Source organism: Hydrophilobacter chitinilyticus (assembly GCF_049860745.1).
Lineage (GTDB): Bacteria > Pseudomonadota > Gammaproteobacteria > Burkholderiales > Burkholderiaceae_C > Rhodoferax_B.
On record NZ_CP187561.1, the window covers coordinates 309,559 to 324,956 of the forward strand.

Annotated in this window: 14 protein-coding genes; 13 read left to right on the plus strand and 1 reads right to left on the minus strand. The window is 63.7% G+C overall.

The genetic code is table 11. The annotated features are described in order from the left end of the window. Positions 1-23 precede the first annotated feature (23 nt). The 9 genes from ACPWMG_RS01455 to ACPWMG_RS01495 all read left to right on the plus strand — a co-directional run bounded on the left by ACPWMG_RS01455 (position 24) and on the right by ACPWMG_RS01495 (position 10,955). Positions 24-608, plus strand: coding sequence for an amino acid synthesis family protein (locus tag ACPWMG_RS01455; RefSeq protein WP_483302894.1), 585 nt, complete (start codon positions 24-26; stop codon positions 606-608). Between the two features lie 56 nt (positions 609-664). Beyond that, complete coding sequence (locus tag ACPWMG_RS01460; RefSeq protein WP_483302895.1) at positions 665-1,879, plus strand: ABC transporter substrate-binding protein; 1,215 nt, start codon at positions 665-667, stop codon at positions 1,877-1,879. Between the two features lie 145 nt (positions 1,880-2,024). Continuing rightward, positions 2,025-3,944 (plus strand): ABC transporter permease, encoded by a 1,920-nt coding sequence (locus ACPWMG_RS01465; protein ID WP_483302896.1) that lies wholly within the window; start codon positions 2,025-2,027, stop codon positions 3,942-3,944. Then, positions 3,941-4,720, plus strand: a complete 780-nt coding sequence (locus ACPWMG_RS01470) for an ABC transporter ATP-binding protein (protein ID WP_483302897.1) — start codon at positions 3,941-3,943, stop codon at positions 4,718-4,720. The genes ACPWMG_RS01465 and ACPWMG_RS01470 overlap by 4 nt, the downstream gene beginning before the upstream one ends. Continuing rightward, positions 4,720-5,457 carry an ABC transporter ATP-binding protein gene (locus tag ACPWMG_RS01475; RefSeq protein ID WP_483302898.1) on the plus strand — a complete coding sequence of 246 codons (738 nt, stop codon included), beginning with the start codon at positions 4,720-4,722 and terminating at the stop codon, positions 5,455-5,457. The genes ACPWMG_RS01470 and ACPWMG_RS01475 overlap by 1 nt, the downstream gene beginning before the upstream one ends. Positions 5,458-5,494: 37 nt before the next feature. Next, positions 5,495-6,214: a bifunctional nicotinamidase/pyrazinamidase gene (gene pncA, locus ACPWMG_RS01480; RefSeq protein WP_483302899.1), complete on the plus strand. Its 720-nt coding sequence runs from the start codon at positions 5,495-5,497 to the stop codon at positions 6,212-6,214. 20 nt (positions 6,215-6,234) lie between these two features. Further along, on the plus strand, positions 6,235-6,723 hold the full coding sequence (locus ACPWMG_RS01485) for a (2Fe-2S)-binding protein (RefSeq protein WP_483302900.1): 489 nt from the start codon (positions 6,235-6,237) through the stop codon (positions 6,721-6,723). Then, positions 6,720-10,370 carry a molybdopterin cofactor-binding domain-containing protein gene (locus ACPWMG_RS01490; RefSeq protein ID WP_483302901.1) on the plus strand — a complete coding sequence of 1,217 codons (3,651 nt, stop codon included), beginning with the start codon at positions 6,720-6,722 and terminating at the stop codon, positions 10,368-10,370. The genes ACPWMG_RS01485 and ACPWMG_RS01490 overlap by 4 nt, the downstream gene beginning before the upstream one ends. Before the next feature lie 246 nt (positions 10,371-10,616). Then, positions 10,617-10,955: a cupin domain-containing protein gene (locus ACPWMG_RS01495; protein WP_483302902.1), complete on the plus strand. Its 339-nt coding sequence runs from the start codon at positions 10,617-10,619 to the stop codon at positions 10,953-10,955. Positions 10,956-10,957: 2 nt separating this feature from the next. Here the strand turns inward: ACPWMG_RS01495 and ACPWMG_RS01500 are convergent, their stop codons facing one another. After that, complete coding sequence (locus ACPWMG_RS01500) at positions 10,958-11,542, minus strand: IMPACT family protein (protein ID WP_483302903.1); 585 nt, start codon at positions 11,540-11,542, stop codon at positions 10,958-10,960. A gap of 114 nt (positions 11,543-11,656) precedes the next feature. On the opposite strand from ACPWMG_RS01500, the gene ACPWMG_RS01505 reads away from it, so the two are divergent. Genes ACPWMG_RS01505 through ACPWMG_RS01520 form a run of 4 tightly spaced genes read left to right on the plus strand, consistent with a single transcriptional unit; the run spans position 11,657 to position 15,371 of the window. After that, positions 11,657-12,775 (plus strand): MlaE family ABC transporter permease, encoded by a 1,119-nt coding sequence (locus tag ACPWMG_RS01505; protein ID WP_483302904.1) that lies wholly within the window; start codon positions 11,657-11,659, stop codon positions 12,773-12,775. Continuing rightward, the gene (locus ACPWMG_RS01510) at positions 12,776-13,639 is read left to right on the plus strand and encodes an ABC transporter ATP-binding protein (RefSeq protein ID WP_483302905.1); all 864 of its coding nucleotides are present in this window, start codon (positions 12,776-12,778) and stop codon (positions 13,637-13,639) included. Beyond that, positions 13,639-14,637 carry an MlaD family protein gene (locus tag ACPWMG_RS01515; protein ID WP_483302906.1) on the plus strand — a complete coding sequence of 333 codons (999 nt, stop codon included), beginning with the start codon at positions 13,639-13,641 and terminating at the stop codon, positions 14,635-14,637. The genes ACPWMG_RS01510 and ACPWMG_RS01515 overlap by 1 nt, the downstream gene beginning before the upstream one ends. Beyond that, a complete protein-coding gene (locus ACPWMG_RS01520; protein WP_483302907.1) occupies positions 14,634-15,371 on the plus strand; it encodes an ABC-type transport auxiliary lipoprotein family protein in 738 nt (245 codons plus the stop codon). Before ACPWMG_RS01515 ends, ACPWMG_RS01520 begins: the two co-directional genes overlap by 4 nt. The last annotated feature ends 27 nt before the right edge of the window (positions 15,372-15,398 follow it).

Here is a 15,398-nt window from a genome sequence, read left to right on the forward strand (position 1 = left end):
CAACGATCAACAGGAACCGCAACATGCCCGCCAAGATTCGCAAACTGATTGTGCAAGTGGATGAGACCCGCATCGTGATGGGCCAGCCCGTCATACCGCCCGTGCGCAAAGCGCTGGCCATGGCCGTGATCGACAACCCCTACGCCGGGCGTTATGCCGAAAACCTCGACGAGCTGATCGCCATTGGTGAGGAGCTCGGCGGCCTGCTGGGCCAACGCTGTGTGCAAGCCCTGGGCATCGAGCCCGGTCAAGCGCACAGCTATGGCAAGGCGGCGATTGTGGGCGAGGCCGGTGAGCTGGAGCACGCGGCCGCCATCCTGCACCCCAAGCTAGGCGCGCCGCTGCGAGTGGCGGTAGAGAAGGGTGCGGCCCTGGTGCCGTCAAGCAAAAAGATTGGCGGGCTGGGCACGGCGATTGACGTGCCGCTGGGCCACAAAGATGCCGCCTTTGTGCGCAGCCACTTTGACGCGATGGAAGCCCGCGTGAACGACGCACCGCGCGCCAACGAGATTGTGGTGGCCGTGGTGGTCACCGACAGCGGCCGCCCGCTGCCGCGCGTGGGCGGTTTGCAAGCGCATGAGATCAAGGGGCAAGACGGCTTACGTTAAGCGTTCCCAAGTTTGCCCCGCACCGGTTTATTTGTTTCTTTCTTTTGGAGTCTCACATGGTCAAAACCGTTTTCTCTTTCGCCGGTGCCGCTGGCGTTGCCGCGCTGGTGGCCGCCGCTGTCCCGGCGTACGCGCAGGGCGTCATCAAGATTGGCGAGCTGAACAGCTACAAGGCGCAGCCTGCATTTCTGGAGCCCTACAAGAAGGGCATGGAACTGGCCGTGGACGAGATCAACGCTGCAGGCGGTGTGAACGGCAAGAAGATCGAACTCATCACGCGTGACGACAACGCCAATCCCGGTGACGCCGTGCGTGTGGCCGAAGAACTGGTGTCGCGCGAAAAGATCGATGTGCTCACCGGCACCTTCCTCTCCAACACCGGCTTGGCCGTGGCCGACTTCGCCAAGCAAAAGAAGTTCTTCTTCTTGGCCGGTGAACCCCTCACCGACAAGATGACCTGGCAAGGTGGCAACCAATACACCTTCCGCCTGCGCCCCGGCACCTACATGCAAGCGTCGATGCTGGTGCCCGAGGCCGTCAAGCTGAAGAAGAAGCGCTGGGCGGTGGTCTACCCCAACTACGAATACGGCCAGTCGGCCGTGGCCGCATTCAAGCAATTGCTGAAGGCTGCGCAGCCGGACGTGGAGTTTGTGGCCGAGCAAGCCACGCCGCTGGGCAAGGTGGATGCGGGCAGCGTGGTGCAAGCCCTGGCCGATGCCAAACCCGATGCCATCTTCAACGTGTTGTTCGGTGCCGACTTGTCGAAGTTTGTGCGCGAAGGCAACACGCGTGGCCTGTTCCAAGGCCGTGAAGTGGTCAGTGTGTTGACCGGCGAACCCGAATACATGGACGCGCTGAAAGACGAAGCCCCCAACGGCTGGATCGTCACCGGTTACCCTTGGTACGCCATCAACACGCCCGCGCACAAGGCGTTTGAACAAGCCTACCAGGCCAAGTTCAAAGACTACCCGCGCCTGGGCTCGGTGGTCGGTTACAGCATGATCAAGTCGGCAGCCGCCGGCATCGCCAAAGCCAAGAGCACTGAAACCGACAAACTGGTGGCCGCGTTCAAGGGCCTGCAAGTCGACACGCCTTTCGGCAAGATCAGCTACCGCGCCGAAGACAACCAATCGACCATGGGCGCCTTTGTGGGCCGCACCAAGAACGACGGTGGCAAGGGCATCATGGTCGACTTCCAATACCTGGACGGCGCCGACGCCAAGTACCAACCGTCTGCCGCGGATGTGAAGAAGTCGCGTAGCACCGACTAAGAAGCAAACGGAACCAGCGGCCGGCAGTCTTCTGCCGTGCCGACGGGGCGGCTCCATCTGCCCCGCTGAAATCGACCGTAAGAACAACTGCCTCCCGCGTTGGCGCCAACCTTGCTGTGTTGCGCCGTTTGAAAGTCTGTTGGCCATGAGCTTTTCTGGTTTTGTTGTTCAACTGCTCAACGGGCTGGCGTCGGCCTCGTCGCTGTTCCTGGTGGCGGCCGGCCTGTCGTTGATCTTTGGTGTGACGCGTATCGTCAATTTCGCCCACGGCTCGTTTTTCATGCTGGGCATTTACGTGGCGTATTCGCTGGTGGAAGTGCTGGGCGTGCGCCTGGGCTTCTGGCCCGCGTTGCTGATCGCCGCCGTGGTGGTGGGCGTGCTCGGCGCGCTGATTGAAATCTTGCTGCTGCGGCGCATCTACAAGGCGCCCGAGCTGTTCCAACTGCTGGCCACGTTTGCGCTGGTGCTGGTCATCAAAGACGCGGTGTTGTGGCTCTGGGGGCCAGATGAATTGCTCGGCCCCCGCGCACCCGGCCTCTCGGGCTCCGTGATGATCTTGGGTCGCCAATTCCCTTCCTACGATTTGTTTTTGATTGTGGTGGGCCCTGTGGTGCTGGGCCTGGTGTGGCTGCTGCTGACACGCACACGCTTCGGCACCTTGGTGCGCGCCGCCACGCAAGACCGCGAGATGGTCAGCGCCCTGGGCGTCAACCAGGCCTGGTTGTTCACAGCCGTGTTTGCGCTCGGTGCTTTGCTGGCCGGACTCGGTGGCGCGCTGCAATTGCCACGCGAACCGGCCACGCTGGAGATGGACTTGAACGCCATTGGCGCCGCGTTTGTGGTGGTGGTGGTGGGTGGCATGGGTTCGCTGCCCGGTGCCTATGTGGCGGCGCTGCTGATCGCCGAGATCAAGGCCATCTGCATCTGGCTCGGTGTGGTCGATGTGTTGGGCGTGAGTGTGTCGTTTTCCAAGATGACGCTGGTGGTCGACTTCTTGGTGATGGCCGTGGTGCTGGTCTGGCGCCCTTGGGGCTTGATGGGCCGCGCCCAAGCCGCCAGCCGCAACACTGGCTTGCCTGAAGAACCTTTACGTTTGCCGAGCCGCGCCTACGTGGTGGGCACGGCGGTGTTTGCGCTGCTGCTGGCGGCCGCGCCCATTCTCACCGCGCAGTCGCCCTACACCACGGTGTTGTTGATCGACCTGTTGATCGCCGCCCTGTTTGCCGCGAGCCTGCACTTCATCATGGGCCCTGCAGGCATGCATTCCTTCGGCCACGCGGCCTACTTTGGGCTGGGGGCTTACGGCGCGGCCTTGCTGGTGCGCCAAGCCGGTTTACCGATGGAAGTGGCGCTGGTGCTGGCGCCGCTGGTGGCCGGTGTGGGCGCGGTCATCTACGGCTGGTTTGCCGTGCGCTTGTCGGGTGTTTACCTGGCGATGCTGACGCTGGCCTTTGCGCAAATCACCTGGGCCATCACCTACCAGTGGGACAGCTTCACCGGCGGCAGCAACGGCCTCACCGGTGTGTGGCCAGCCGCGTGGCTGAGCGATAAACGCGCTTACTACTGGGTCACGCTGCTGCTGGTCGGCCTGGGCGTGTGGTGGCTGCGCCGCGTGTTGTTCTCGCCGTTTGGCTACGCCATGCGTGCCGGGCGCGATTCACCTTTGCGCGCGGACGCGATTGGCATCGACGTGAAGCGCATGCAGTGGGCTGCCTTTGTGGTGGCGGGTGTGGTCGCTGGTTTGGCCGGCGCGCTCTACGCGTTTTCCAAAGGCAGCATCTCGCCGGAATCGATGGCCGTGGGCAAGTCGGTTGATGGTTTGGTGATGGTGCTGTTGGGCGGCATTCAAACGCTGGCGGGGCCCGTGGTGGGCGCGGTCACCTTCACTTGGTTGCACGACACGGTGGCGCGCAACACCGACTATTGGCGCGCGATGTTGGGCGGCATCATCTTGCTGCTGGTGTTGTTGTTCCCGCAGGGCATTGCGGGTTCCATCAAGGCGCTGGTGGACAAATGGAAGAGCAAACCTAGTCAGTCAACTAAAGCTGAGGAGGTGCGTGTATGAGCTTGCTCCAGGTACGCCAACTCGGCAAATCATTTGGCGGTGTGAAAGCCGTCAACGGCATCGACTTCGATTTGGCGCCGGGCGAGTTGCTCGCCCTCATCGGCCCCAACGGCGCGGGCAAGTCGACCACCTTCAACATGGTCAACGGCCAACTCAAGGCCGACCAAGGCTCCATCCAACTCAACGGCCAGGAACTGGTGGGCCGCAAACCGCGCGAGATTTGGCGCATGGGCGTGGGCCGCACCTTCCAGATCGCCGAAACCTTTGCCTCGCTCACGGTGGCGGAAAACGTGCAGATGGCGTTGCTGTCGCACGATGGCTTGCTGTTCTCGATGTGGCGCCGTGCGGCCGACCACAAACGCGATGTTGCCTTGGCCCTGCTCGACCAAGTGGGCATGAAAGCCCAAGCCGAGCGGCCCTGCAACGAGCTGGCCTACGGCGACGTGAAGCGTGTGGAGTTGGCCATCGCCATGGCCAATGCCCCCAAGCTGTTGTTGATGGACGAGCCCACGGCCGGCATGGCGCCCAAGGAGCGCAACAACCTGATGGCGCTGACCAAAGAGTTGGTGGTGCAGCGCGGCATGGCGGTGCTGTTCACCGAGCACAGCATGGACGTGGTGTTTGCCTATGCCGACCGCATGATTGTGCTGGCGCGCGGCCGCCTCATTGCCGAAGGCAAACCCCTGGAAATTCGCGACCATCCAAAGGTGCAAGAAGTGTATTTTGGTACTGGCAAAACGTTTGAAAAATCAACCGCCACGGCGGAGGCGGTGTGATGGCAGCCCCTTCTGAAACCCTGCTCGAAGCGCGCGGCCTGACCGCCTGGTACGGCGCCGCACAAGTCTTGTTTGGCGTGGACATCGACGTGCGCCGTGGGGAAGTGGTGGCGCTGATGGGGCGCAACGGCGCGGGCAAGTCCACTACCTTGAAAGCGCTGATCGGCATGCTGGCCAAGCGCAAAGGCAACATCCGTTTTCTGGGCCACGACCTGTCGAAAAGCGAGCCTCACGTGGCCGCGCGTTTGGGCCTGGGTTTCGTGCCCGAAGACCGGCGCATCTTCACCGATTTGACGGTGATGGAAAACCTGGAAGTGGGCCGCCAGCCGGCGCGCCAATGGGCCGATGGCAGCGCCGCACCGGTGTGGACACCCGAGAGCCTGTTCAAGCTGTTTCCCAACCTGGGCGAAATGCCCCAGCGCCCCGGTGGCCGCATGAGTGGCGGCGAACAGCAGATGCTGACCGTGGCGCGCACCTTGATGGGTAACCCCTATCTGGTGCTGCTGGATGAGCCCTCTGAAGGTGTGGCGCCTGTCATCGTCGAGCAGATGGCGCACATGATTCTGGCGCTGAAGGCACAGGGCGTGAGCATTCTGCTGTCCGAGCAAAACATGCACTTTGCCGAGCTGGTGTCTGATCGCGCTTACGTGCTGGAAAAAGGCCAGATCCGCTACCAGGCTTCGATGGCCGAACTGGCCGCGAACGACGAAGTGCGGCGCAACTACCTCAGCGTTTGAACACCCGGTTTTTTAACGTCATCCCAGGAGTCTCGTTATGCAAACACTAGATCGCCGCGCCTTGTTGAAAGCTTCCACCGCGCTGGGCGCATTGGGCTTGTCGGGTCTCGCCCTTGCGGCCACCAAGATCAAACCCGCTGGCAACAGCGCGCTCATCGTGGTCGATGTGCAGAACTGTTTTGTCGAAGGTGGCACGCTGCCCGTGACCAAGGGCTCTGAAGTGGTGCCAGTGATCAACAGCCTGGCGCCCGCGTTTGAAAACATCGTGGTCACGCAAGACTGGCACACCCCCGGTCATGCATCCTTTGCCAGCAGCCACGGCGGCAAAAAGCCGTTTGAAACCACCAAGCTGTCGTACGGCAACCAGGTGCTCTGGCCCGACCACTGCGTGCAAGGCACGGAAGACGCGGCCCTGCACAAAGACCTGAAGCTGCCCACCGCGCAAATCATTCTGCGTAAGGGTTTCCACAAAGACGTGGACAGCTACTCGGCCTTTGAAGAAGCCGACCGCAAGACATCCACCGGCTTGTCTGGCTACCTCAAGCAGCGCGGCATCAAAACTGTTTTCGTCACCGGCCTGGCCACCGACTTCTGCGTCGCCTGGACGGCCATGGACGCACGCAAGCTCGGCTTCGAGGTGTATGTGATCGAAGACGCGACCCGCGCCATCGACCTCAACGGGTCGCTCGCCGCCGCGTGGAAGCAAATTGCCAAGGCCGGTGTGAAGCGCATTCAGTCGGCCGATATCACCGTTTAAACCAGTCAGCTCAACCCGCAGTGCCTGCCCCCCTGTCCCTCGTCATCAATGGCCAAGCGCGTACCTTGGAGGCTTCGGCCCAAGTCACGCTGCTGCAACTGCTGCGCAACGACCTGGGGCTCAACGGCCCCAAATACGGCTGTGGCCTGGGGCAGTGTGGTGCGTGCACGGTGCTGGTGGACGGCACGGCCGCACGCGCCTGTGTGATCCCGGCGCACGGCGTGTGTGGGCGCGAGATCACCACGCTCGAAGGCTTGGGCCACCGGGGCCAACCGCACCCGGTGCAGCAAGCGTTTATCGATGCGCAGGCGGCGCAGTGTGGCTACTGTTTGAACGGCATGGTGATGATGGCGGCGGCCCTGTTGGCGCGCAACCCCACGCCCACGGAAGACGACATTCGCCGTGAACTCTCGGGCAACCTGTGCCGTTGTGGCACGCACTTGGAAATTCTGCAGGCGGTGCACCGCGCGGCGCTGTTGATGGCCACTGCAGGAAGCACCGCGTCATGATCCTGGCGGCAGAGACCCCGCGCAGCCGCGCCGACTTTCGCTCCGCGCCCGCCGTGCTGCTGGTGGTGCGCGACCCACCCGCCCCACCGCCACCCGCCAAAGGCCAGCCCGCTGCGGTGCCGGCCAACCCGGTAGAGGGGCTGGAGATTCTGCTGGCCGTGTGGCCTGATGGCAGCATCAACGCGCTCAACGGCCATGTGGATTTAGGCACAGGCATCCGCACCGCACTCGCGCAAGTGGTGGCCGAAGAGTTGGATGTGCCCCTGGCCCAAGTGTTCATGCGCCTGGGCGATACCGGCGCCGTGCCCAACCAGGGCGCCACCATCGCCAGTTCTTCGCTGCAAATCCACGCACAGCCCTTGCGTATTGCGGCGGCGCAAGCGCGCCACTGGCTGCTGGCCTGTGCCAGCGTGGCGCTGAAGGCGCCGTTGGAAAGCCTGACCCTGCACGCCGGCCAGGTGACCAGCAGCACTCAGCCCGAGCGCAGCATTGGCCTGGGCGAACTGGTGGGCAATCAGCACACCGAATTGTTGCTCGACCCCAGCACACCGCTGAAGTCGCCCGACGACTACCGCGTGGTCGGCACCTCGGTGCCACGCGTTGATATTCCGGCCAAGGCTTTTGGTGAACTCGCCTTTGTGCATGACATGCGGGTGCCCGGCATGCTGCACGGCCGCGTGGTGCGCCCGCCGTATGCGGGGGCCGACCACGGCGACTTCATCGGCAACACCTTGGCCTCGGTGGACGAACGCTCCATCGCGCACATCCCCGGCATTCGTGCGGTGGTGGTGATCCGCGACTTTGTGGGCATCGTGGCCGAGCGTGAAGAGCAGGCCGAACAAGCGCTGCTTGAGTTGCAGGTGCACTGGAAACCCTGGCCTGGTTTGCCCAATACGCAAGACCTGGCGCAAGCCATTCGCACCAACCCCGCCACGCGCCGCGAACTGGTGAACGAGGGCGATGTAGAAGCGGCCATGGCCGGTGTGGCCGAGGCCATGCTGCGCACCTATGTGTGGCCGTACCAGATGCACGCATCCATCGGCCCGTCATGCGCCGTGGCCGACTGGCAGGGCCAAGCTTTGACGGTATGGGCCGGCACACAAAATCCGCACGTGCTGCGGGCCGACCTGGCGCGCCTCACCGGCCTGGCCGATGTGGCCATCGACGTGGTGCGCATGGAGGCTGCGGGTTGTTATGGCCGCAACGGCGCCGACGACGTGGCGGCCGATGCGGTGTTGCTGTCGCGTGCCGTAGGTGCCCCGGTGCGGGTGCAGCTCACGCGCGAGCAAGAACACCTGTGGGAACCCAAAGGCGCCGCGCAGTTGATGGAGGTGAACGGCGGCTTGCAGGCCGATGGCTCGGTGGCCGCGTACGACTTCCAGACCTCGTACCCCTCCAACGGCGCGCCCACGCTGGCGCTGCTGCTCACGCGCACCATAGAGCCGGTGGCGCAGGCGTTTGAAATGGGCGACCGCACGGCGCGCCCGCCGTATGCGTTTGAGAACCTGCGCGTCGCCGTCAACGACATGCCGCCCATCGTGCGCGCCTCGTGGTTGCGTGGCGTGTCAGCGCTGCCGAACTCGTTTGCACACGAGTCCTACATCGACGAACTGGCCACCGCGGCCGGGGTTGACCCCGTGGCGTACCGTCTGCGTTACCTGCAAGACCCGCGCGCCGCCGAGTTGGTGCAGGCCACCGCCGACCGCGCCGGGTGGTTAACGCATACCGAGCCGCAGCAGCAACCAAACGAGGGCGACATCCTGCACGGTCAGGGCTTCGCCTACGCACGCTACGTCCACAGCAAATGGCCCGGCTTCGGTGCCGCCTGGGCCGCCTGGGTGGCCGATGTAGAAGTCAACCGCAAGACCGGCGAGGTGCACGTGCGCCGCGTGGTGGTGGGGCACGACGCGGGCCTGATGGTCAACCCCGCAGGCGTGCAGCACCAGGTGCATGGCAACGTGCTGCAGACCACCAGCCGTGCGCTCAAAGAGCAGGTGACGTTTGAGCCGCACACCCACGTGGTGGCCAACCGCGAATGGGGCAGCTACCCGATCTTGAGCTTCCGCGAGGTGCCTGTCGTCGAAGTGGTGACCATGCCGCGCCCCGGCGAGCCCCCGCTGGGCGCGGGCGAGTCGGCCTCGGTGCCTGGCACGGCGGCGATTGCGAACGCGATTTTTGATGCGACGGGGGTGCGCTTTCGGCAGCCGCCGTTCACGCCCGAGGTGGTGCGCGCGGCGTTGAATCCGCTGCCATCGCCGGAGTCCTCACCTGAAGCGGCGGATGAGCTGAAACCTGTTGCGCCTTTACCCTTGCCTGCCGCGTTGCCAGCCAACGCGCCATGGCCCCGTGTGCGCAATCGTTGGGCCTGGGCGGGTGCTCTGGCAGCGGGCGCTGTGGGTGTGTTGGCAGGTGTGCTCGGCTGGCGGCCCGCTATCGCGCCCATCGTGCAGACCAGTAGCACATCGGTCTACACCGCCGCCACCATCGAGCGTGGCCGCCTGCTCGCGGCGGCCGGTGACTGCGTGGTGTGCCACACCGCGCCGGGCGGCCAAGCCAACACGGGTGGCCGGGCGATGGAGACCCCTTTTGGCCGCCTCTACACCACCAACCTCACGCCCGATGCGGCCACCGGCATTGGCCAGTGGTCGTTCAGCGCGTTCCAGCGCGCCATGCGCGAAGGTATCTCGCGCGATGGCCACCATCTGTACCCGGCGTTCCCGTACACCGCGTTTGCCAAGATCAACGACGACGACCTGCAAGCGCTCTACGCCTACCTGATGGCGCAGCCGGCCGTGCACGCGCCCACGCCGCCGTCCGAACTGCGCTTTCCGTTCAGCGTGCGCCCGCTCATGGCCGGTTGGAATGCGTTGTTTCTTGACGCGACGCCGTACCAGCCCGTACCCACGCAAAGCGCCGAATGGAATCGTGGTGCTTACCTCGTCAATGGCGTGGGCCACTGCGGCGCCTGCCACACACCGCGCAATGCGTTGGGCGCGGAGCAGGGCGGCCAAGCCTTTTTGTCGGGCGCGTTGATCGACGGGTGGGAAGCACCCGCGTTGACCGGCTTGTCCAAAGCGCCGGTGCCGTGGAGCACGACCGAGTTGTATCGCTACCTGCGCTACGGCCACACCCAACAACACGGCGTGGCCAACGGCCCCATGGCGCCCGTGGTGCGCGAGCTGGCCGCGCTGCCCGATGCAGACATCCGGGCGATGGCGACCTACCTCGGCTCGTTCAACACGGCCCCCCAAGACGCCGCAGCGCAGGCTCAACAGGTTGTGGCGCAAGCCGCGCAACAGCAGGCCAAGTTGTTAGGCCCGGGCCAGCGTTTGTTTGATGGCGCCTGCAGCGCCTGCCACCACGATGGCGACGGCCCCAAGCTGCTGGGGGTGAACACGCCGCTCGCACTGAACAGCAACCTGCACAGCGACCGGCCCGACAACCTGCTGCGCACCATCCTCGACGGCGTACAGCATCCGGCCAGCCGCGACATCGGCTTCATGCCCGCGTTTCGCCACAACCTCAGCGATACGCAGATTGAGAGCTTGGCCGTCTACATGCGCCAACGCTTTGCGCCCGGCAAGCCCGCGTGGAAAGACTTGCCTGCCGATATTGCGCGGTTGCGTGCCGTGCCTGCCGAACCTTAGGCTGTTTTGAGGCACGGCCTCGCGCATCAAATGTGTAATGGCCGGTAAGTTCAATTCACGGGTGATGGGAGATTCTTCGGCGTGTTTTTTCAATGCGCAACAACGTTGGTGCTGCGGTATCCGGTGGTTTCAGGCGTTGCGACAACGAGATGCTTGGTCACATCTGCGGTGAAAGAGAGGCTGTTTTCTAGGGCTCTAATGGGTTGCGGCTTCAGGCCGCTTTAAAGCCCCAAAACGGAGACTCCCATGAACGCGATCCCACTATCGGGCGGCATCAAGCTGCAGATCCTGAGCAATAGCGATGCGCTGACAGTCTCTCGAATCGACTTTCCCCGCAACGCGGTTTCGCCCCAACACAAACATCCGCACGAAGAGGTCAACGTCGTGTTTTTTGGGCGCTTTGCCTTCACGGTGGCGGGCGTGCTGCATACCCTGGGGCCCGGTGAAAGCCTGACCATTGCGCCCAACACCGAGCACTTCATTGCCGATCTTGGCGAAGGGGGCGCACTGTTGTCGGTGTGGACGCCCTCGCGTACGGACCTGATCGCGCGGCTGGATGCGTTGACGGTGAAGGCCGAGGCCTAGTCCTAATCCACCCAGCCTACGCGCCCCTGGCCCAGGTCGTTCAGCCGCGCCACAAACGCGGCGGCGGCGGGCTCGGGCAGGGTGATGCGCAACTGCACCACACTGCCGTGCAACACTTCGCCCAAGGTCGCGCCCGCGCTGTCGATCTCGCGGCGGACCAAGCCTTCCAGCGCAAATGGCACGCTGAAGCACAACTGCTTTTGGCGTTGCAACGGCACCTTGGGTGCAGCCTGCAGGGCTTGGGCTACCGCGTCGGTATAGGCGCGCACCAGACCACCGGCACCCAGCTTCACACCCCCAAAGTAGCGCACCACGGTGGCCAAGACGCCATCCAGGTCATGGTGGCGCAACACCGCCAACATGGGGCGGCCAGCGGTGCCGCCGGGTTCGCCATCGTCCACCGCTGCCGAATCTCCACCGGCCAGCATGGCCCAGCACACGTGCGCGGCCCATGGGTGCAACTGCTTCAATCGAAGCACTTCGGCTTGTGCGTTGGCACGGTCGGACACGGGCATCACGCAGCCAATGAAGCGGCTTTTGCGGATGATGATTTCGGTTTGTGCGGGGGCGGATAGGGTTTGAGGCATGGCTAAAGGTCTGTGCTTGGATGGTCATTTACCAACCAGCAGCAAGGGGTTGATAGGATACGCCCATGCACCACCTCTTTTTTGATTGGGAACCTGCGCTTGCCTAACGAGGACATGTCGCCGCAAATCGCAAGACAAGACACCGCCGAAGGCGCCGTGGCGCGCTTGAGCGGACGTTGGTCGGCGGCCGAACTGGCGCAACCCAAGGTGTGGCGCGGCGTGGCCAAAGCGCTGGCGGCACAGTCGGCCGGTGCCAACCTCGGTTGGGACCTGGAACCTATTGAGCGGCTCGACCATGTGGGCGCACAACTGTTGTGGAACCACTGGGGGCGCCAGTGGCCGCAGCGCCTGACCACCTCTGCCGACCAACGCAGCATGCTGGAGCGCGTGGCACGCTTCACGCAGGCACCGGTGCCCGTGGCGCGGGCTGGTGGGCTGATGTCTATCGTCAACCATCTTGGCTTGTGGGTGCTGGGTGGTGTGGACCACATGCGCGACTTGGTGCGTATCGTTGGCCAGTTGCTGCTCGACTTGATGCGGCTGGTGCGCAAACCTGCGGCCGGGCCGTGGCGCGATGTGTCGGGGCATTTGTTCCAGATGGGCACCATGGCGCTGCCCATCACCGCGCTGGTGGGTTTTTTGATTGGTGTGGTGCTGGCGTATTTGATGTCCACCCAGTTGCGCCAGTTTGGCGCCGAGGCGTTCATCGTCAACATCCTGGGCATTTCGCTCATCCGTGAACTGGGCCCGCTGCTGGCGGCCATCTTGATTGCCGGGCGCTCGGGCTCGGCCATCACCGCGCAAATTGGCGTGATGCGTGTGACCGAAGAGTTGGACGCCATGCGCGTGATGGGCATCTCGCACGGCTACCGGCTGGTGATGCCACGCGCCATTGCGCTGGCTATCGGCATGCCGTTGATTGCGGTGTGGACTTCTCTCGCGGCCTTGGCGGGCGGCGTGTTGGCGTCGGACCTGTCGCTGGGCATTTCGCCAGCGTATTTCATGTCGGCGTTGCCTGCGGCAGTGAACGTGTCCAACCTGTCGCTGGCTGTGGGCAAATCTGCGGTGTTTGGCGTGTTGATTGCCTTGGTGGGTTGTCACTATGGCCTGCGGGTGGAGCCCAACACCCAAAGCCTGGGTGCGGGCACCACGGCGTCGGTGGTCACCTCGATCACCGTGGTGATTTTGGTGGACGCCTTGTTTGCCATTCTGTTTAAGAACGTGGGGATCTAGATGGCTGCAGACCCATCCACCACCACGACCGAAAATGCCATCGATAACGTGGCCGATACCGTTGCCGATAACGTGGTCGATATCCAAGGACTGTGGACGGCCTTCGGCACGGGCGACCACCAAGTGGTGATCCACAAAGATCTGGAGCTGCAGGTGCATAAGGGCGAGATCCTCACACTGGTGGGCGGCTCGGGCACCGGCAAGACCGTTTTGCTGCGGCAAATTTTGGGGCTGGAGCGGCCGTTCAAAGGCACCGTGACGGTGATGGGGGAGCCCTCAGGTGAACTCAGCGAAAGCGACGGCAACAACGCGGCCAGCCGTATGGGCATGTTGTTCCAGCAGGGCGCGTTGTACTCGGCATTCACCGTGGCCGAGAACATTGCCTTTGCCCTGCGCGAACTGAAAACCCTGCCTGAGGCGCTGGTGCGCGATGCGGCCTTGGTCAAGCTGCAGATGGTCGGCCTGGGGCCCGAGCATGCCGACAAAATGCCGGCCGACTTGTCGGGCGGCATGATCAAACGCGTGGCCTTGGCGCGCGCCCTGATCATGGATCCGCCGCTGCTGCTGCTGGATGAGCCCACCGCCGGGCTGGACCCGAATGGCTCGGACGAGTTCGTCGAACTGCTGCGCTCGTTGCACAAAGAGCTGGGTCTCACGGTCATCATGGTCACGCACGACCTTGACACCCTGTTCGCACTGAGCACGCGTGTGGCCGTGTTGGCGGAAAAGAAGGTTTTGATCGTCGCGCCGCCGCAAGAAGTGGTGGCGCTGGAACATCCGTTCATCCAGCATTTCTTTCTGGGTGAACGCGGGCGGCGGGCCATGTCAGAGTTGCCCGCGCTGCCAACGAAGGAGAACGTCTGATGGAAAACAAGTCCCATGCCATGGCCGCCGGCGCTTTTGTGCTGGTGGTCACGGCCTTATTGATAGCGCTGGCCGTCTGGCTGACGCGCGACAAAGGCAGTAGCCATCTGTATGAGTTGTCGTCGCACGATTCGGTGACCGGTTTGCAACTGCAGGCGCCGGTGCGCTTTCGCGGCGTGTCGGTGGGCAAGGTCAGCTACATCGGGTTCGACCCCGATGTGGTGGGCAACGTGCTCATCCGCATCACCGTAGACGACACCACACCGCTCAGCCCCAACACCGTGGCGTCGCTCAACTTCCAAGGTATTACCGGCCTGGCCTTTGTGCTGCTGGACGAAAGCCCACGCCCCGTGCCACCCATTCCGGCCGGCAGCAGCGGCATTCCGCGCTTGCCGCTGGAAAGCTCGCAACTGGCCAAGCTGGCCGACCAGGCGCCACAAATCTTGTCGCAGGTGGAAGAGGTCACCAGCCAACTCGCCAAGCTGCTCAACGACAGCAACCAGAAAGTGTTTGTCGAAGTGCTGGCCAACACCGCCAGCCTGGCCAAAGACGCTGGCCAGACGGCTCGCAGCCTTAACAAGCTGGCTCTGGGCCTGGACAATGCGGTCAACAACCAGATCGCTCCGGCGCTGGCCGAGGTGCCCGCGCTGGCGGCCGACAGTCGCAAAGCCATGAGTTCGCTGCAAAGTGCCGCTGCAGAAGCGCAAAAAACCTTGGCCGATGTGGACGAGGTGATTCGCCGCCTGAGCGTGAAAGGTGGCGCCATCGATCGCCTGAACGACGGTGCCGCGCAGTTTGGCCGCGCGGCTGGCAATTTCAACACCATCACGCTGCCGCGTGTGAACAGCGCCGCCGACTCCACGGCCGCTACCGCACGCCGCTTGGGCCGCACGGCCACCCAAATCAATGACAACCCCCAAAGCCTGCTGTTTGGTGACGGCGCTCTGCTGCCCGGCCCCGGTGAAAGTGGCTTTGTGGCGCCGGAGGTGAAACCATGAAAGCTGCCATGAACCATCATCGGTTGAACACGCTGTTCAATACCGTGCCCGAGGCGGCAACGGTGCCCGCTCGAAGTTCTGACCGCGTCAAGCGTCTATGGCGCTCTGCGCTAATGGCCAGTGTGGTCGTCGCACTTGGCGCCTGCTCGGTACTGCCTGACAAGCCCGCGCGGCCTACGCTGTTTGATTTGGGCGTGACGCCGAACGCCGTGCCTACGCCGGCTGCACAAAATGCAACGGCGGCCATTCCGGTGGCCATGTCGGCCATCGATTCGCGCGGTCCACTGGAGGGCAGCACTTCGATGTTGTACCGCCTGGCCTATGCCGACAGCCAGCAGTTGCGACCCTATGCTCAGTCACGTTGGGCCATGGCGCCAGCGTTGCTGGTAGACCAGCGCTTGCGCAATCTGCTGAGTCAGAACCGCCCGGTGATCAGTGAGTCCGAAGGCCAGGCCCAGTTGAACAATACGGGGCCACTGCCGCGGGGTTTGCGCATGGAACTGTTGGAGTTTGGCCAAGTGTTCTCCGCGCCTACCGCCAGCGCCGGTGTAGTGCGGCTGCGCGCCACGGTGGTAGAGCTAAGCCCCGACGGTGAAAAGTTTCTGGCTCAACGCCAGTTCAGCGTTCAGCGTGATGCGCCGAGCGCGGACGCGCCTGGCGGTGTGCGCGCACTCGCGGCCGCTACCGATGGGCTGGCGCAGGAACTGGACCAATGGTTGGGCACACTGCGTTGATGCAGTAAGTTTTCGTAGTCACTTCGT